Source organism: Nocardiopsis sp. Huas11 (assembly GCF_003634495.1).
Lineage (GTDB): Bacteria > Actinomycetota > Actinomycetes > Streptosporangiales > Streptosporangiaceae > Nocardiopsis.
On sequence record NZ_RBKY01000001.1, the window covers coordinates 2,879,166 to 2,896,395 of the forward strand.

Below are 17,230 nucleotides of genomic sequence, written 5' to 3' on the forward strand. Positions count from 1 at the left end.
GAGCAGACCTACGCCACCGAGCTGGAGGCGCTGGCCAAGGCCGACGACCGCCGGCGCCCCCCGGGCTGGAAGCTGTCCCCGTGGGCGGTCACCCAGTACCTGCTGGGCACCACGATGGACGACGGCACCGAGATCACGCCCAAGTACATCGGCTCCCGCCGGGTCGTGGAGATCGCCGTCGCGACCCTGGCCACGGACCGCGCGCTGCTGCTGATCGGCGTGCCCGGCACCGCCAAGACCTGGCTCTCCGAGCACCTGGCCGCCGCGATCGCCGGCGACTCGACCCTGCTGGTGCAGGGCACCGCCGGAACCTCGGAGGAGGCCGTCCGCTACGGCTGGAACTACGCCCGGCTGCTCGCGGAGGGGCCCTCCGAGGCCGCGATGGTCCCCAGCCCGGTGATGAACGCGATGGCGCGCGGCTCGATCGCGCGGATCGAGGAGCTCACCCGTATGCCCTCCGACGTCCAGGACGGGCTCATCACGGTCCTGTCGGAGAAGGCGCTGCCCGTCGCCGAACTGGGCGTGGAGGTCCAGGCCCAGCGCGGCTTCAACGTCATCGCCACCGCCAACGACCGCGACCGGGGCGTCAACGACCTCTCCAGCGCGCTGCGCCGCCGCTTCAACACGGTGGTGCTGCCCGTGCCCGACAGCGCGGAGGACGAGGTGCGCATCGTCACCCAGCGGGTGGAGCAGCTCGGCCGGGCGCTGGAGCTGCCCGAGGTGCCCACGAGCCTCACCGAGATCCAGCGGGTGGTCACCGTCTTCCGTGAACTGCGCTCGGGGGTGACCGAGGACAACGGCACCAAGGTCAAGTCGCCCAGCGGCACCCTGAGCACGGCCGAGGCGATCTCGGTCCTCACCAACGGCATCGCCCTGGCCGCCCACTTCGGCGACGGGCAGCTGCGTCCGGCCGACGTCGCCGCGGGCATCCAGGGGGCGGTGGTCCAGGACCGCGTCTCCGACGGCGTGGTGTGGCGCGAGTACCTGGAGACCGTGGCGCGCGGCCGCGAGGGGTGGAGCGAGTTCTACCGCGCCTGCCGCGAGGTGAGCGCCTGATGGCACGACTGGACACCAGTGGGCTGCACGTCCTGGGCGTGCGGCACCACGGTCCGGGCTCGGCCAGGGCGGTCCGCGCGGCCCTGGAGGAGATCAAGCCGGACGCCGTGCTGATCGAGGGGCCGCCCGAGGCGGACGCCCTCACCGGCCTGGTCGGCGAGCTGGAGCCGCCGGTCGCCCTGCTGGCCTATCTCGCCGACACCCCCAAGGGGGACGCGCCGAGGGCGGGGGAGGGGTGGGCGTTCTGGCCGTTCGCGTCCTTCTCCCCGGAGTGGCAGGCGCTGCGGTACGCCGTCGAGAACGACGTTCCCGTGCGCTTTTGCGACCTGCCCGCCGCGCACACCCTGGCCGAGCGCGTGGCCCGTGCCGAGGCGCGGGCGCGGGCCGAGAGGCAGGAGAGCGGGACGGAGGAGACCGCGAAGGAGGAGCAGGAGGAGCAGGAGGGAGGATCCCCGGCGGAGTCGGGAGACGGGGACGGCGGCGACGGTGACGGCGGTGATGCCGACGACGCCCCCGGGGTCCGGGTGGACCCGCTGGGCGTGCTCGCCCGGGCCGCCGGCTACGACGACACCGAGCGCTGGTGGGACGACGTCATCGAGCAGCGGCGCGACGCCCAGCCGTCGCCGTTCCCCGCGATCGCCGACGCCATGGCGGCCGTGCGCGCCGAGACCGGCCCGGAACGGGGCTGGGACGCGCGACGGGAGGCGTACATGCGCCAGACCCTGCGCGCGGTGCTCAGGGAGGGGCACGACCGGGTCGCCGTGGTGTGCGGCGCCTGGCACGCGCCCGCCCTGCGCGACGTGGCCGACTACCCGGTCAAGGACGACACCGCGCTGCTGCGCGGACTGCCCAAGGTGAAGGTCAACGCCACGTGGGTGCCGTGGACCCACGGGCGGCTGGCGTCCGACAGCGGCTACGGGGCGGGGGTGTCCTCGCCGGGCTGGTACCACCACCTGTTCACCGCGCCCGACCGGCCGGTGCACCGCTGGCTCACCGACGCCGCGCGGCTGCTGCGCGAGGAGGGCCAGCCGGTCTCCTCGTCGCACGTCATCGAGGGCGTGCGGCTGGCGGAGACGCTGTCGGTCCTGCGCGGGCGGCCCCTCGCCGGCCTCGACGAGGTGTCCGAGGCGCTCACCTGCGTCCTGTGCGAGGGCGAGACCGCCCGCGCGGCGCTCGTCCACCGCACGATGGCGATCGGCGAGCGCATGGGAGCGGTGCCGCCGAGCACGCCCATGGTGCCGTTGCAGCGCGACCTCACCGCCGCCCAGAAACGGCTGCGGCTCAAGCCCGAGCCCTTCGACCGCGATCTCGACCTCGACCTGCGCAAGGAGAGCCAGCGCGAGCGCGGCGTGCTGCTGCACCGGCTGCGGATGCTCGGCGTGGCGTGGGGCGTGCCCCGGGAGGGGGACGGCGGGCGGCGCGGCACGTTCCGGGAGGCCTGGCGGCTGCGCTGGGAACCGGATATGGACGTGGCGCTGATCGAGGCGAGCCGGTGGGGCACCACGGTGGCCTCGGCCGCCGGAGCCCGGGCGGCCGACCTCGCCGCCGACGCCGACCTGCCGGGGCTCACCGCCCTCACCGAGCAGTGCCTGCTCGCCGAACTCGGCGAGGCGCTGCCGCACGTGCTGTCCCTGCTCACCGACCGCGCGGCCACCGACAGCGACGTCACCCACCTGATGGCCGCGCTCCCGGCGCTGGCGCGGTCGGCCAGGTACGGCGACGTGCGCGGGACGGACGGCGGCCACCTGCGCGCGGTCGCCGAGCAGATCCTGCGGCGGGTGTGCGTGGGACTGGGCCCGGCGGTGCACGGACTGGACGACGACGCGGCGGCCGAGTTCGTCCGGCGCATCGACCACACGCACGACGCGGCGTCCCTGCTGGGCGGCGACGCCTTCGACGCCTGGACGGCCGCGCTCGTCGCCCTGGCGCGGCGCGACACCCTGCCCGGACGGATCGCCGGCCGGCTCACCCGGATGCTGTCCGACGGCGGGCTGCTGGCCGCCGACGAACTGCGCCGACGCCTCGGACTGGCGATGTCGCCGGGCACCGAGCCCGCTGACGCGGCCGCGTGGCTGGAGGGGTTCCTGCGGGGCAGCGGGCTCATCCTGGTCCACGACGACCGCCTGTTCGGGCTCATCGACACCTGGCTGCTGAGCCTGCCCGAGGAGCGGTTCACGGCGGTGCTGCCGCTGCTGCGGCGCACGTTCGGCGCCTTCGACGCACCGGAGCGGCGCGCGATCGGTGACGCCGCCGCCCGGATCGACGGGTCGCCCCGCTCCGACGACGCGGACGCCGAGCGCCGCCTCGTCGACGCGGGCCGAGCCGCGCCCGCCGTGGCGGCGGTGGCGGCCCTGCTCACCAACGGAAGGAGTCTCGCGTGAACGCCGTGGACGAACGGGAACGCCGCTGGCGGCTGGTCCTGGGCCGGGAGGCCCAGTGCGGGGGCGGTCTGAGCAGCGCGGACCAGGGGATGGACGCCGCCCTGGAGGCCCTGTACAACCAGGGAGACGGCGCCGCCGGCCGCGGGTCCGGCCGCCGCTCCGCGGGCCTGGGCGCCTCCGCCCCGCGGGTGTCGCGGTGGCTGGGCGACATCCGTGAGTACTTCCCGACCTCCGTCGTGCAGGTCATGCAGAAGGACGCCATGGAGCGCCTCGGTCTGCACCGGCTCCTGCTGGAGCCGGAGATGATGGAGGCCGTCGAACCCGACGTGCACCTGGTGGGCACGCTGCTCTCGCTCAACCGGGTGATGCCGGCCGAGGCCCGCGAGTCCGCCCGCGCGGTGGTGCGCAAGGTGGTCGAGGACCTGGAGCGCCGGGTGGCGCAGAAGACCCGCTCGGTGGTGCGCGGCGCCATCGACCGGTCGTCGCGCACGACCCGGCCGCGCCGGGCCGCCGACATCGACTGGAACGCCACGATCCGCCGCAACCTGGCGCACTACCTGCCCGAGCACAACACGATCGTGCCGCAGACCCTCGTGGGGTACGGGCGGCGCAGCCGGGGGGTGCAGAAGGACGTGGTGCTGGCGATCGACCAGAGCGGCTCGATGGCCTCCTCCGTGGTGTACGCCAGCGTGTTCGGCGCGGTCCTTGCCTCGATGAGCGCGCTGCGGACCTCGCTGGTGGCCTTCGACACCGCGGTCGTCGACCTGACCGAGGAGCTCACCGACCCCGTCGAGGTCCTGTTCGGCACCCAGCTCGGCGGCGGTACCGACATCAACCGGGCCATCGCCTACTGCCAAGGGCTGATCACCAAGCCCAACGACTCGGTGTTCGTGCTGATCAGCGACCTGTACGAGGGCGGCGTCCGCGCGGAGATGCTCAAGCGCGTGGCCGCGATGAAGTCCGCCGGCGTGCAGGTGGTGGTCCTGCTCGCCCTGTCCGACGAGGGCGCGCCGTTCTACGACCGCACGAACGCCGCGGCCCTGGCGGAGATGGACGTCCCCGCGTTCGCCTGTACCCCGGACGCCTTCCCGGAGCTCATGGCCGCCGCCATCCAGGGCCTGCCCCTGACCGCGTGGGTCGACAAGCACCAGGACGAGTGACCGGTCGGGGGCCGCGCCGCGCGGTGCGGCCCCCGACCGGGCGCGGTCGGTGGCTCTCGCGCCCGGGCCCCGCCCTACTTCGTGAGGTCGATGAGCCCCTCGACGTAGGACTGGTACTCCAGCAGGGCCAGGCGCAGCGCCTCGGTGTCCGGCTCCTCGGCGCTCCACGCGGAACGCAGTTCGGCGCGGCGCTCGGTCAGGGCGTTGACCAGGGCGTCGGTCATCTTCTCGGCCAGGGCGTCGGCCTGCTCCACCGCCTGTGCCGGGTCGTCGACGAACGCGCCCCGGGCCTCCCGCAGGTCGTCCCTGGCGCCCGCCGTGCTCCGCGGCCGCGGCTTCCACGGGGTCCGGGACCGATCGGTCGACCTTCGACGGGCGGTGCCGCGGGTCGTGGTGGCGGGGGCGGGCGAGGAGGCGCCGCCCGAGCTCCGCGGCGCCGGGGCCTTCGCTTCGGGCTTCCTCTCGGGTGGTTTCGCGCGTTCGGCCACGGGTCTCTCCAGACCTGGTCGGTGTGCGGATCCGGTCGGGTGCGCGGCCGGGGGCGCGGCCGCGCCGTCGTGCTGCCGGAAACGGTCCTCCGTGCGGCGAGCGCGCATGGTCCACCGCGCGTGCTGCTGCTCCGGGGTGTCGCTCAACGTGTGGCCTCCGGCGCCGGGTCCTTCGGTCTCTTCGGCGCGAGGCCGGGTTCGGAGCGCAGCGTGGGCGGTGGCGTGCCCAGGAGGGCGGTCACCAGCCCCCGGCAGGCCACCAGGGCCTCCCGCAGGTGCTCCGTGTCGGCCTGTTCCGCTGGAGACAGCGCGACGTTCGCACGACGGGCTTCGGCGACCGCGTGGGCGTGCTCCACGGACAGGTCCCGCAGACGGTCCTCGAACCCTCCGGCGCGGTCGGGGTAACCCAGGTCCGTCATGATCCGCTCCACCAGCGCCCGGGCGTCGCCCACGGCCGCGGCCGGATCGTCGACGAAACCCTCCTGGACCGTCGACCAGGACCGGGTGTGGCCGTCGCGTTCGGCGTCGGTGAGCGTGCGCACCGATGTCTGCCGGTGCCGTCTCAGTCGCTCGTCCAGCTCCCTCTCGGCGACCGACCGGTCGCCCTGGGCCGCCGCGACCGCGGCGTCGTACTCGGGACCGAAGCGCTTCCTCAGGCGGGCGCCGCGCCAAGCGGGAAGCAACCGAAAGTAGGCGGCGATGAGAACGGCCGCCACGGCTGCGGCCACCAGCACGGTGATCAGGACGACGGTTCCGCTCAAGACGCGCACCTCCCGCAGAGCTCCCATGCCCGTCAAGGCCGCACCAAAACGGAGCCAAGCCCGGGTCACGCGGCCGGGCGCGGACATTTGGTGCAAATCTCCCTGATTCTGGCGGACTGGGACGGACCGGAACCCTTTTGTGGCCTGTCCGCCGAAGGGCCCGCGCACGTGGCGTTCCGTTCGCCCGACCGGGCGCGTTCAGTCCGTCGCGGGGCAGGGATCGTCGAGAGTGTCGACCGGGGTGAGGGCGACCGAGAACCGGGGCACGCGGGTGACGCCCTCCTCCCGGTCCCAGAGCAGGTCGACGTCGTTGGCGCCCGCGAAGTACAGGACCGGCCGGTCCGTCGTCAGCGGCGGTCCGACACGGGTGACGGGGTCCTCGCCCGGATCGACGCACACCACCGCGGGTTCCACACCGCTGTGGAATCGGGACTCGCCGCCCTCGGCGCGGTAGGTCTCGACATGGGCCTCGCCCTGGGCGGCGTCCTCGCGGAGCTGGTCCGTCAGCGCGCCCAGCACGTAGGCGAGGCCGAACAGGACCGCCAACACTCCGATGAGGAACGGGGCACCGCCGATCGTGACCAGATGGAAGTGCCGGATCAGGCCGAACAGGCCGAGTGAGACGACCAGGGCCTGTAACACCCGGGGCGCGCTCTCGGTCGTCGCCGCGAAGCGGCTGATGCCGGAGAGCGCCACCTCGTCGGCGCCGATACCGAAGGCGTCCAGGTAGACGGTCAGGCTGAAGTCGCCCAACGCCACCATGGCGGGGATCGCCAGGACGGTGATGATCAGGGGAAACCAGGTGTTGGCCAGACTCTCCGGGATCCGGATCAGGACCTGCCACAGGCCGAAGAGGCAGGGGACGGCGATCATGGTGGTGATCAGGGGTCCGATGACGACGTCTCCGGCGCGCCACGCGTAGAACAGCATCGCGCCGCACACCAGTAGGAAGACACCCAGCGCCACGGCGCCCAGCACCGGGTTGCGGTCGGAGGTGTGGATTCGGTCAGGGAGACCGACGACCGTGAGTGCCTCCGCGGGGCCGGCCTCGGGGTTCCTGGCCACGAACTCCGGTACCCGGGCCCGGGCCTCGGTCAGGCTCTGCGCGTGGACCCGCCCCTTGGCCCGCCACCAGGTCAGCGCGAGGAAGAGGGCGGCCGGTATCCGGCGCGTGGGCGCGTCGGGCAGCACGAGGTAGGCGTGAGTGCTGTTCGGGCGTGACCGCAGCCGTGCGGAGGTGGTGATCCGCGCGTCGACACCTGACCGGTCACATGCCTTGCGGAACCTGGTGGCAGCCGCGACGGCTGAGCCGACGGCGGCGCCGGAGACCGGGAGGTGGACGTCGTAGTCCCGGTGTTCGGGAGTCGCCGCCACCTCCAGGAACCGCCAGGGTTGGCCGCGCACCAGCGCGAGGAAGGCCGCGCCCTGGGCCTGGGGGACGCGTACGCCGAGCCGGACTTCGTGGTCGTAGTGCCGGGGGAACTCGCCCTCCATCTCCTCGACCGGAGGGATCGAAGGGGTCGATGGAGATTCGGGCCGAGATCTTCCGCGACGGAAGAAGGACCACATGGGGGACTGGCTCCACTCGTCGTGTCGGCACGGACCGGTACCGGACGTTGGCCACCAGGACCTGTTCCGGTGGCCGACGACCGGACTGGCTAGCGGAGGCTGCCCTTGGCGGTGTCGAGGAAGGCCTGCCATTCACCGGGGGCGAAGGTGAGACTGCCGAGGTCCCGGTGCCGGGTGTCGCGGACGGCGGCCCCCGTCGCCCAGTCGGCCACCTCCACACACGCGGTCTGGTCGGCGCTGTAGCTCGCCTTTCTCCAGGTCGCGGCATTCGGGATGATGGACTGACTCTCAGGTGTCATCGCTCGTCCTTCTACAGATCTCTGCGGATGTCCGACAGCAGCTTCCGCAGCATGTTGCCACCGACTCCGGCCAGCCGAAGCTGGTTGAAGATCGCCTCGTGGTCGTGCAGATCCTCAGCGCTTTCGAGAAAGAGGTTACTCCGGTAGCTCTCCACATAAACGGTCGAGAGTCCGGACTCGGGCAGCTTCAGGATCATGAAGGTCGGTACCACCATTCCGATGTGGGCTCCGGCGACATGCGGGATGACCTGGAGGGTGACCTTGGAGTGCGCGGACAGCTCCAGCAGATGCGTGAGCTGCTCACGCATGACGTCCACGCCCCCGACCTGCTGGCGCACCGCGCTCTCGCCGAGGATCACCCACATGTCGGGTCCGCCTTCGGACAGCACTCGACTGACGCGTTGTCGGCGAACCTCGATCTGCCGTTCGAGATCGTCCGGGGTGACAGAGCTGCTGACCCCGGTGATCACGGCACGCGCGTAGTCCTCGGTCTGGAAGAGACCCGTGACCACGGAACTCGTGTACGCCTCGATCTCCGAGGCGCTGGCCTCAAGTCCGATGAATGTTCCGTAGCGCTGTTGCAGGTCGTAGGACTGCCACCAACCCCGCTTGCCCGCTTGACGGCGGATCTGGATCAAGGCTTCGGCTTCCTGGGATGACAACTCGTAGTGCCTGGTGAGCTGCCGAAGCTCCTTCTCGCGAGGCACCCGGAGCGCGGCCTCCCAACGGCTCACGGTGGAGATGGTGACTTCGAGAATCCGAGCGACGTCGGTGATCGTGAGGCTGTGCCGCTCCCGGAGTCGCTGGAGCTCCCTGCCCAGTTGCCACTGGGCCACGGTGGGTGTGGTGATCGGCATGGACGTCCCATCTAATTAGAGTTGCCAGTTAGCCTTGCCAAGAAGATTACTCAGGGTCATACTCTAACTATGGTTGGTTCGCCCCGCTAGCACGGGAGATCAGGGAGATCGACGTGCTGAGAATCGGCTGTACTCGCTGGCAACGTGCCCAAGACGAGGCACGACGAAGCCCTGGCGGGTGCTGTGAACACCCCCAGGGCATGGTCGGCGGTCAATTCGCGCAGAACTGAGGAGTCACCGACATGCCTGTTGTATCGCAGAGTCCGACGCCCGCCTACCCGGGGCGGCGCTGGGCAGCGCGCCTCTACCCCGGCAGGGCCGCGATCACGGCTCGCGTCCGCGCCGACATGCGTGAGGACCTCGCCGAACTCGGTGGGATCCCCGACGACCTGGTCGCCAGCGCCGCCCTGTGTGCGAGCGAGGCGTTCGCCAACGCCGTCGCCCACAGCAGGTCGGGGCGGCCCGACGGGACGGTGATGCGCATCCTGTCCACGCCTGTCGTCACCACCCGGGAGACCACGCTCCGGTTGTCCGTCATCGACGACGGGCCCGTGGACTCCCGGCCGATGATCCCCGCCCAGCGCACGGCTGAGGAGTGGGAGGACGCCGAACGTGGCCGCGGCCTGCTGCTCATCGACCGCCTGGCCACGGAGTGGGGCACCCAGCGCTGGGCCGGTACCGGCACGCACGGCGTCCTCGGCACCGTGATCTGGGCGGAGTTCACCTACCCCACGTTCCGGGAGACGGTATGACGACGGTGACGGCCGCCTCGGCCTCCGGTATCGCCCCCGGCATGCGCCGAGTTCTGAACGCGCCCAGGGGTCGGCGATTCAGCCGTCCCACGCTCCCCTCACGCCCCTCGAACGCCCCCGCGCCGCCGCTCACTTCGCTGGGCCGGACCCCGAGGGAACGCGCGCTCCTGGCTCACATGCCCGACACCGCTCGGCTGCGCCACCGGCTCGCCCACGGCGATCTGCCCCTGTGGATGATCGCTTCCGAGCCGCCGGACCCACACCCCCGCAAGGGGCCCGGACCCGCTCCCCGGCCCCGGCCGGAAGACGGCCCCGAACCAGAACCCGAACCGGTGCGCGTACCCCGCCCCAGGCGTGAACGTCCTCCGCTCCCGCGCCGCTCGGACCGCCCCCGTCGCCCAGCGAGCCACCGCAGACCCCGCCGCCGCGTCGGTTGGGCGCTCACCGGTTACGCCCTGGCCGCCACGGCCGGAACCCTCGTCCAGCCCGTGATCGCACTACTTGGCTGACTGTGAGCCGGCGTGGAGGCCGCACCCAGCGTGAGGGTTCCGGTGCGGCCACATATGGTCAAAAGCCTGGTGGTGACAGTCTGTGACTGATAGGTAAGGACGCGAGAACTGGTAAAGCGAACGCAAAGGCCGGAGCTGTATGCATTCCTGGAGGCGTGAGTTCGCACGGCCGAAGCTGGGAAACAAGCTCGCGACCCTGCACGGTCAGTCTTTCGAGGACTTCTTCCACGAACTCATGGAGCTCGCCGATCCCGGTTTCTTCCCTGTACGCACCAGCCAGGGCGACTTGGGTGCCGACGGCCTGGCCATCAGTGACCGAAAGCTCTACGCCTGCTATGGTCCGCGGGTGTTCAAGCCGAGCGAGGTCCGTGAGAAGTTCCGCGGCGACCTCGTCAAGGCGGTTGAGAACCGTGGGGGCGACTTCGACCGCTTTGTGTTCGTGCACAATGAGTTGCGCGGCGTCTCGCCCGAGGTGACGAAGGAGATTTCCGAGGCCCAGAAGGAGTACGCGCCGCTGCGCTTCGAGAACTTCGGCCTCACCCGTATGTGCCAGGTACTCACGAAGCTCGACGACGCGACCGTCGAAGACCTCGTCGGGCCCTTTCCCGCGACGGAACTGGTGACCGGGGTCGGCATGGGCGAACTCGCCCCTCTCCTCGAACACCTCTCGACTCGGAAGCGGCATAGTGTCACCCCGGACGGGGTTCCCGTCCCGTCGAGCCGGAAACTGGAGTACAACCGGTTCAGCGACGAGATGCGGGACTTCCTCCTCAAGGCGCTGCCCTACGTGCGGTTGGTGGGCGACTACTACCGAGGGCTGAACAACCCCTTCGAGGAGGACGAGGTGGCGGCCGCCTTCCGTCAGGAGTACGTGGAGCTGGCCGACTCGCACGAGGACCCTGACACTGTGGCAGACCACCTGCGGTGGTACATCCTTGGCAACAAGGCGGCCTCACTCAAGGACCAGATCGACGCCAACGTCGTGCTCATGCACTTCTTCGGCCGGTGCGAGGTCTTCAGGGTCCCGCCGACGGAGTGGAGACCTCACGGCGAGGTCGGGGGAGGGGGTGCAGTGTGATCGTGCCGACCAAAGGCATCGCACCGCAACGAGCACTGCTGACCGTGGGAGCCCAGATCCTCATGTCGAGCGAACGGCAGAGTGTCACCGTCACCCAGGCATGGCGCAGGCTCCAGAAATGGCGCGCCGACCACGCCCACAACGCCCCCGTGCCGTTCTGGTGGTTCGTTCTCGCTCTCGACGTCCTGTACGCGTTGGGCACCGTCGAACTGCGCGACGACCTGCTCGTCTTCCGGGAGGTATCGGGTGTTGCGTGAGCTGAAGGCCAGCGATTCTAGGTTCCGCGCGGTTTCCTTCCGTCCCGGCCTCAACTTGCTGGTCGCCGACCGGACCACCGCCTCCACCGACGACCAGAGCCGTAACGCCGTTGGCAAGACCAGCATGGTGGAACTCCTCCAGTTCCTCCTCGGCGCCGACAAAACACCACTGGTCACCCGCAGGGAGAACAGGGAAAGGGCGTTCGAGCTCGTCCTGGACTGGCCCTCCGCTCCCGGTGGGCTCCTCAGCGTACGGCGCTCTGGCAAGGACCCGGCGAAGGTCCAGATCGATCCGGACATCCTCGGTCACGACCCGGGTGCGCTCATCCCGAGGGGCGGGACAGTCCGCGCGAAGGAGTGGAAGAGTGCCCTCGAAGGGGAGCTGTTCGGCATCCGGGAAGCCGACGAGGGGCTGAGCGGGAGGACGCTGCTCGGCTTCTACCTCCGAAGGACGGAGAAGAACGGCTTCGCCGACGCCCTCCGGCCGAACACCCAGGCCAACCGGCACCAGGCCACCGCCAACCTGTGCTATCTGCTCGGTATGGACTGGTCACTGGCCCAGCGCTACGGAAAACTGTCCGAGAGGGAGCAGACCCGCAAGAAGCTCGGCCAGGCGGCCAAGGACCCCCTCTGGAAGGACATCGTCGGCAGGTCAGGTGACCTGCGCGGGCAGCTCACCGTCGCGGAGCGCAGGATCGCCGATCTACGGAGGCAGATCACCGCGTTCCAGGTCGTTCCCGAGTACGAGGAGATCCGCCGGGAGGCCGAGCGTCTCGACACACGCATCCGCGCCCTGCGTGAGGACGACGTCGTCGACCAGCGCAACCTCACCGACACCGAGCGCTCCATGGCGGAGGCCAGGGAACCCGGCCACGACTACCTGGAACAGGCGTACGCGGAGATGGGGGTACTGCTCGGCGATCAGGTGCGTGCCCGTTTCGGGCAGGTGGAGGAGTTCCACCGGGCCGTGGTGCACAACCGGAGGCAGTACCTGGAGGAGGAAGCGGCCAGGCTGCGCGAGAAGCTCGCGGGAAGCGAGCGGGAACGCAAGGAGCTGGGTGACCGGCAGGCCGAACTTCTCAGAACTCTCAAGGAGGGTGGCGCCCTGGACACGCTCACGGTCATGCAGAGCGCGCTGGCCAAGGAGGAGGCCCACCGGGAGCTGCTTCAACACCGTTTCGAGGCCGCCCGCACCCTGGAGCGCAGCCGTGTGGAGATCGACGAGGACAAGGCCGCTCTGGAGAGGGAAGTCCGCGATGACATCGATACCAGGCAGGAACAGGCACGGCAGGCCAACCTACGCTTCAACGAGTACGCCCGCTATCTGTACGGCGACGCGCGCGAGCCCCTACTGACCTTCAACGCCCGAAGGAGCCACCTGGAGATCGAGCTCAAGCTCGAAGCCGATGACAGCACAGGCATCTCCAACATGAAGATGTTCTGCTTCGACCTGACGTGGGCGGTGACCGCCCATCGCGCCGGACGCGGCCCCGACTTCCTCGTTCACGACAGCAAGATCTACGACGGGGTGGACGAACGCCAGGTCGCCCGTGCCCTGGAGTTGGCCGCGCGGGTCATGGAGGACGAAGGCATGCAGTACATCGTGACGATGAACTCCGATGATCTCGCCAAGGCCCAGCGGCTGGGCTTCGACGCGGATCAGTACGTCATCACGCCCCGGCTCGACGACTCCGAAACCGGAGGGCTCTTCGGGTTCCGCTTCTGAAGCACCCCGCCAGGGCCAGTCCGGCTCGATAGCCCCTCACGGCCGTCCGTGGTGCAAAGACGGATGGCCTGGTGCGAGGCGGGTGGGTGTTAACCTTCCGACCGTGCCCGAGTCGAAAGACGTGGCCGCCTAGCGGCGGCCCGCCCCACAGCAGGTCCGCCGCATCAGCGTCCATCGCCGGTGCGGCCCTCGGTGCTGCCCGGCTTCACGTCTGAGGCTCGGAGCTTCTCGTGCACGAACGCCACCGCGGCGGGGTCGTCCTCGCCGCCGTTCTGCTGTCCACACTCGTCTTCCCCCTGTCCATCACCGGCGCCTCCACCGCCCTTCCCGAGATGCAGGCGCACCTCGGCGGCGGGCTGAGCGCCGCGCAGTGGGTCGTCAACGCCTACAACGCCTGTTTCGCCGCCTTCCTCGTGGTCGCCGGCTCGGTGGCCGACGCGGTCGGCCGGCGCAGGGTCTACGCCGTGGGCGTCGGCCTGTTCCTCCTGAGCGGCGTGCTGGTCCCCTTCGTCCAGGACGTCGCCGGCCTGGTCGTCCTGCGCGCCGTGGGCGGGGTCGGGGCCGCCGCCGCGGTCGCGGGCGGCACCTCGCTGCTCGCCGCCACGTTCGAGGGGCCGGCGCGGGCCCGCGCCTTCGGCCTGCTCGGCACGGTGCTCGGCGCGGGGACCGCGTTCGGTCCCGCGGTCTCCGGCCTGCTGGTGCAGACCCTGGGGTGGCGGGCGGCCTTCGTCGCACCGGCCCTGGTCGCCGGGGCCGTCCTGGTGCTGGTGCCCCTGCTGCCGTCGGCACGGGGCACGGGGCGCCGGATCGACCTGCTGGGCGCGACGCTGTTCACCCTGGGCCTGTTGACGCTCCTGGCGGCACTGGTCGAGGGGCCCGAGCGGGGCGTGCCCACGGCCGTCGGGGCCCTCGCGGCCTCGGCGCTGCTCCTCGGCGCGTTCGTGCTGGTCGAGCGGGGACGCCGGGAGCCCCTGGTGGACCTCGCGCTGCTGACCGACCGGCGCTTCGTCGCCTACGCGCTCGCGGCGGCCACCTTCATGGCGGTGCTCGTCCCGCTGCTCGTGTACCTGCCGTCGTACCTGATCGCCGTGGTCGGGCTGTCCGCGGCGCAGACCGGCCTGTGGCTGCTGATGCTGACCGTGCCGACGCTGCTCCTGCCCACGGTGGGAGCCGAACTGGCCGCGCGGCTGCCGCACACGGCCGTCGTGGTCGGCGCCCTGGTCCTGTGCGGAACGGGTGCCCTGGGACTGCTGGTGCTGGGGCCGGACGTCACCCCGGTCTCGCTGGCGCTCCCGTTCGTTCTGGTCGGTGCGGGCGTGGGGCTGACCAACGGCCTCATCGACGGCCTGGCGGTGGGGGCGGTCCCCGCTGAGCGGGCCGGGACGGCGGCGGGGGTGTTCAACGCGGTCCGCCTCACGCTGGAGACGATCGCGATCGCCGTGGTCGGCGCCGTCCTGGCGGTCCTGACCGGCGGCCGGCTGGAGGGCGCGGAGTTCACCGCCGCCTTCCACACCGTGGCCCTCTTCCTGGGCGGGCTCACCGCGGTCGTCGTGGTGGGGGTGTGCGTGCTGAACCGGCGCGGGGCCGATCAGGGGTCGCGGGTCGGCTGACCTGGCCGATTGCGGACAGAGTGACCGGCCGGGCCGTCCCGCCGTGGATGATGGACGCGACGGCCCGGCCGGCACCGGCGGGCCGTCGTCGGTGTGCGGGAGACGGGGGAGCGGTGTGACTGGATTCGCGGACGGGCTGGGCGACGCCCGCAGGGCCGTGACCGCCTACTTCGGCTTCAACCTGCCGGAGGAGCGCGGCGCGGGGAACCCGGAGGGCGGCGACCTCCTGGACGACATCGGGGACACGGTGCACGGAGCGGAGCTGCCCGTCCTCGACCGCACGGCGCGTCCCGCGCCCGCGCGACCTCCCGGGTCGTCGGACTCCTCCGACCCGACGGGCCCCGACGAGGCGTCGGTGACCGCTGATCCCGCGGACTCCTCCGCCTCCGCGTCCCCGGAATCGGCCGAGACCTCGGCCTTCGATCCGCTGGTGACCGGTCGGCCCGTGGCCCTGGCGGCGATCGAGGCCGACACCGAGGCCATCGGCCGCACCCTCTCGTGCGAGGAGCCGGTCGGACGCCTGCTCCGCGCCCTCGCGGCCGCCAAGCCCGGTGGTCGCCTGCTCGAACTGGGCACGGGCACCGGCGCGGGTACCGCCTGGCTGCTCGCGGGCATGGACGGCCAGACCACCCTCGACACCGTCGACCACGACCCCGACGCCCTGGCGGTGGCGCGCCGCCACCACGCAGGCGACCCGCGCCTGACCTTCCACGAGGCCGAGGGCGGGCCGTGGCTCGCGGGCCGGGCCGGGGGACCCGGCTACGACCTGGTGTTCACCCCGCCCGGCACGTCCGCCCGCCCGGACGAGGCACTCGCCCTCGTGCGCCGGGGCGGGTTCTATGTACTCGTCGACCGGGACCGTCGGCCCGAGGCCGCGGCGTCCGACGAGCGCCCCCCGGCGGTCGGCGAGCTGGTGGCGGACCTGGAGCGAGCGGGCTGGATCGTCCTGCCGCTCGACCGGTCCTGCGGCGTGCTCGTGCTGATCCGCGCCTGAGGGCCCGCGGCGGCCGGCCCAGGCCCCCGCGAGCCCACATCCCGCGGACCAGGTCCCGCGGGTTCCACCCCGCGGACCCGGGCCCCGCGAGCCCGCACGCCGCGGCTCGCGGCCCGCGCCACGCCCCACGCCCCACCAGCCTCGCCCGTCCGGGGCGTCCGGGGCGTCCGGGCCGCCGGTCCTGCTCTACGTCGTGGCCTCGTCCTCGCCCGGCCAGACCGAGTCCGGCCGCAGCGGGTCGTGGCCGACCGACATCAGGCGCCGCCGCCACCCGGGGTCCTCCCGGCGCGGCTCGGCCAGCGCGTCATGGACGAAGCGAGCCACGTCCCCCATCAGGCGCACGTCGGAATCGGTGACGTCGACCTTGCGCTTGTTGAGCACCGCGACGATCTCCTCGCCCCTGCCGGAGACGTTCAGATCGGGCTCGGGCTGTTCGAACGCCTCCTCTCCCGAGGCGTCGGTGAGCAACCACTGCCGTAGTTCCTCCCCGGGCATGTTCACCACGGAGTGGAAGTCGTCCCAGACCTCGTCCACCTCGGGATCGTGCTGAGCCATGCTCCTCCTCCTCTCTTCGACCGGCCCGGCCGCGTCCGCCACCGGGGTCCGTGCGACGCGTGCGCCCCGCGCCGTCCGCGCAGGGCCGTGTACCCGGCCGCCGCCGTGACGCAGACGCCCGCGACCACCGCGGCGACGCCGAGGCGCCGCTGGTTCAGTTCCTGTTGGAGGCTGCGCGCACGCGCCTCGTCGTCGAACACGCCGTGCGCGCCGTAGTCGCGGTCCTCGTCCAAGGGGCGGAACAGGTTGTCCTCCCTCGGAGGGGACCCCTCGTCCTCGCGCATCTGCGACTCGGCCCCCGTGTCCCCGAGCCTGCGGTCGAGCAGCCGCGGCGCCAGGCGCTGCCCGAGGGCGGTGGCGATGGTCGACGCGCCCACCCAGGTGCTGCGCCGGCGCGGGTGCTCGGCGGCCCACACGATCGCCCGCGCGGCCACCTCCGGCTGGTACACGGGAGGCACCGGGCGGGTGGGGGAGCCCACGCGCGAGCGCACCCACGAGAACTGCGGCGTGTTCACGGCGGGCAGGTGCACCTCCGTGATGCGCACGTTCGATCCCTGGCCGGCCAGCTCCGCGCGCACCGAGTCGTCGAAGCCCCGCACGGCGTGCTTGGCCGCGCAGTAGGCGGCCTGCAGCGGGATCCCCCGGTAGGCCAGGGCCGAGCCCACCTGGACGACGACGCCCGTGTCCCTGGGCAGCATCCGGTCCAGAGCGGCCCGGGTGCCGTGGACGTAGCCGTGATAACAGACGTCGGTCACCCGGTGGAACTCCTCGGGGGAGACGTCGGTGAAGCGGGCGATGACCGACACCAGCGGGGCGTTCACCCACACGTCGATCGGTCCGAGTTCCGACTCGACGCGCTCGGCCGCCTCCTCCACGGCCGCGGGGTCCGCCACGTCCGCCTCGGCGACCACGGCCAGCGTCCCCGCGGCCCGGGCCTCCCCGGCCGCCGCCTCCAGCCCTTCGGAGCCCCGAGCGACGAGCCCGACCATGTAGCCGCGGCGGGCGAACTCGCGGACCGTCGCCCGGCCCACACCGGCGCTCGCTCCGCAGACGAGCGCGACCCGGTCGCTCCTCGGCTTGCGTGTGCCCGTCATCCGGCTCCCTTCGTGACGCTGTCCGACCCTCAACGGGTGCGCTACCCAGGGTCGCCCCCGGTCATACGTCCCTCGTGCGAGCCG

Annotated in this window: 16 protein-coding genes; 9 read left to right on the plus strand and 7 right to left on the minus strand. The window is 71.9% G+C overall.

Annotated features, from left to right (window positions below; genetic code table 11):
* Positions 1–21: 21 nt before the first annotated feature.
* From DFP74_RS12920 to DFP74_RS12930, 3 genes are read left to right on the plus strand one after another with little or no spacing between them, the layout of a single operon-like run.
* A complete protein-coding gene (locus DFP74_RS12920; RefSeq protein ID WP_121188217.1) occupies positions 22–1,056 on the plus strand; it encodes an AAA family ATPase in 1,035 nt (344 codons plus the stop codon).
* The gene (locus DFP74_RS12925) at positions 1,056–3,437 is read left to right on the plus strand and encodes a DUF5682 family protein (protein WP_121181931.1); all 2,382 of its coding nucleotides are present in this window, start codon (positions 1,056–1,058) and stop codon (positions 3,435–3,437) included. Before DFP74_RS12920 ends, DFP74_RS12925 begins: the two co-directional genes overlap by 1 nt.
* Complete coding sequence (locus DFP74_RS12930) at positions 3,434–4,597, plus strand: VWA domain-containing protein (protein ID WP_121181932.1); 1,164 nt, start codon at positions 3,434–3,436, stop codon at positions 4,595–4,597. The genes DFP74_RS12925 and DFP74_RS12930 overlap by 4 nt, the downstream gene beginning before the upstream one ends.
* Positions 4,598–4,671: 74 nt before the next feature.
* On the opposite strand, the gene DFP74_RS12935 is transcribed toward DFP74_RS12930, so the two are convergent.
* The 5 genes from DFP74_RS12935 to DFP74_RS12955 all read right to left on the minus strand — a co-directional run bounded on the left by DFP74_RS12935 (position 4,672) and on the right by DFP74_RS12955 (position 8,571).
* Positions 4,672–5,232, minus strand: coding sequence for a hypothetical protein (locus DFP74_RS12935; RefSeq protein WP_233570950.1), 561 nt, complete (start codon positions 5,230–5,232; stop codon positions 4,672–4,674).
* Positions 5,229–5,846, minus strand: a complete 618-nt coding sequence (locus DFP74_RS12940) for a hypothetical protein (RefSeq protein ID WP_370013370.1) — start codon at positions 5,844–5,846, stop codon at positions 5,229–5,231. Before DFP74_RS12940 ends, DFP74_RS12935 begins: the two co-directional genes overlap by 4 nt.
* 198 nt (positions 5,847–6,044) lie before the next feature.
* Positions 6,045–7,340 (minus strand): hypothetical protein, encoded by a 1,296-nt coding sequence (locus DFP74_RS12945; RefSeq protein ID WP_121181934.1) that lies wholly within the window; start codon positions 7,338–7,340, stop codon positions 6,045–6,047.
* 164 nt (positions 7,341–7,504) lie between these two features.
* On the minus strand, positions 7,505–7,714 hold the full coding sequence (locus DFP74_RS12950; protein WP_121181935.1) for a DUF397 domain-containing protein: 210 nt from the start codon (positions 7,712–7,714) through the stop codon (positions 7,505–7,507).
* A gap of 11 nt (positions 7,715–7,725) precedes the next feature.
* Positions 7,726–8,571, minus strand: coding sequence for a helix-turn-helix transcriptional regulator (locus DFP74_RS12955; protein WP_121181936.1), 846 nt, complete (start codon positions 8,569–8,571; stop codon positions 7,726–7,728).
* A 242-nt stretch (positions 8,572–8,813) separates the two neighbouring features.
* Between DFP74_RS12955 and DFP74_RS12960 the strand changes: the two genes are divergently transcribed.
* The 6 genes from DFP74_RS12960 to DFP74_RS34320 all read left to right on the plus strand — a co-directional run bounded on the left by DFP74_RS12960 (position 8,814) and on the right by DFP74_RS34320 (position 15,497).
* Positions 8,814–9,323, plus strand: coding sequence for an ATP-binding protein (locus DFP74_RS12960; protein ID WP_121181937.1), 510 nt, complete (start codon positions 8,814–8,816; stop codon positions 9,321–9,323).
* A gap of 648 nt (positions 9,324–9,971) precedes the next feature.
* Entirely contained in the window at positions 9,972–10,910 is a 939-nt protein-coding gene (locus DFP74_RS12970; protein WP_121181939.1) for an ABC-three component system protein, read from the plus strand.
* Positions 10,911–10,912: 2 nt separating this feature from the next.
* Positions 10,913–11,167: an ABC-three component system middle component 6 gene (locus tag DFP74_RS12975; RefSeq protein WP_233570951.1), complete on the plus strand. Its 255-nt coding sequence runs from the start codon at positions 10,913–10,915 to the stop codon at positions 11,165–11,167.
* A complete protein-coding gene (locus DFP74_RS12980; protein ID WP_121181941.1) occupies positions 11,157–12,893 on the plus strand; it encodes an ABC-three component system protein in 1,737 nt (578 codons plus the stop codon). The genes DFP74_RS12975 and DFP74_RS12980 overlap by 11 nt, the downstream gene beginning before the upstream one ends.
* Positions 12,894–13,123: 230 nt before the next feature.
* On the plus strand, positions 13,124–14,503 hold the full coding sequence (locus tag DFP74_RS12985; RefSeq protein ID WP_121181942.1) for an MFS transporter: 1,380 nt from the start codon (positions 13,124–13,126) through the stop codon (positions 14,501–14,503).
* Positions 14,504–14,618: 115 nt separating this feature from the next.
* The gene (locus DFP74_RS34320; protein WP_233570952.1) at positions 14,619–15,497 is read left to right on the plus strand and encodes an O-methyltransferase; all 879 of its coding nucleotides are present in this window, start codon (positions 14,619–14,621) and stop codon (positions 15,495–15,497) included.
* A 186-nt stretch (positions 15,498–15,683) separates the two neighbouring features.
* On the opposite strand, the gene DFP74_RS12995 is transcribed toward DFP74_RS34320, so the two are convergent.
* Both DFP74_RS12995 and DFP74_RS13000 read right to left on the minus strand, forming a co-directional pair.
* Positions 15,684–16,052, minus strand: coding sequence for a DUF3140 domain-containing protein (locus tag DFP74_RS12995; RefSeq protein ID WP_121181943.1), 369 nt, complete (start codon positions 16,050–16,052; stop codon positions 15,684–15,686).
* Positions 15,995–17,146 carry an SDR family oxidoreductase gene (locus tag DFP74_RS13000; protein ID WP_121181944.1) on the minus strand — a complete coding sequence of 384 codons (1,152 nt, stop codon included), beginning with the start codon at positions 17,144–17,146 and terminating at the stop codon, positions 15,995–15,997. The genes DFP74_RS12995 and DFP74_RS13000 overlap by 58 nt, the downstream gene beginning before the upstream one ends.
* Between the last annotated feature and the right edge of the window lie 84 nt (positions 17,147–17,230).

Coding starts and splice junctions, on each gene's coding strand:
- DFP74_RS12925 (WP_121181931.1), top strand. CDS start 1,056: ATGGCACGACTGGACACCAGTGGGCTGCACGTCCTGGGCGTGCGGCAC.
- DFP74_RS12945 (WP_121181934.1), bottom strand. CDS start 7,340: ATGGAGGGCGAGTTCCCCCGGCACTACGACCACGAAGTCCGGCTCGGC.
- DFP74_RS12950 (WP_121181935.1), bottom strand. CDS start 7,714: ATGACACCTGAGAGTCAGTCCATCATCCCGAATGCCGCGACCTGGAGA.
- DFP74_RS12955 (WP_121181936.1), bottom strand. CDS start 8,571: ATGCCGATCACCACACCCACCGTGGCCCAGTGGCAACTGGGCAGGGAG.
- DFP74_RS12960 (WP_121181937.1), top strand. CDS start 8,814: ATGCCTGTTGTATCGCAGAGTCCGACGCCCGCCTACCCGGGGCGGCGC.
- DFP74_RS12970 (WP_121181939.1), top strand. CDS start 9,972: ATGCATTCCTGGAGGCGTGAGTTCGCACGGCCGAAGCTGGGAAACAAG.
- DFP74_RS12995 (WP_121181943.1), bottom strand. CDS start 16,052: ATGGCTCAGCACGATCCCGAGGTGGACGAGGTCTGGGACGACTTCCAC.
- DFP74_RS13000 (WP_121181944.1), bottom strand. CDS start 17,146: ATGACGGGCACACGCAAGCCGAGGAGCGACCGGGTCGCGCTCGTCTGC.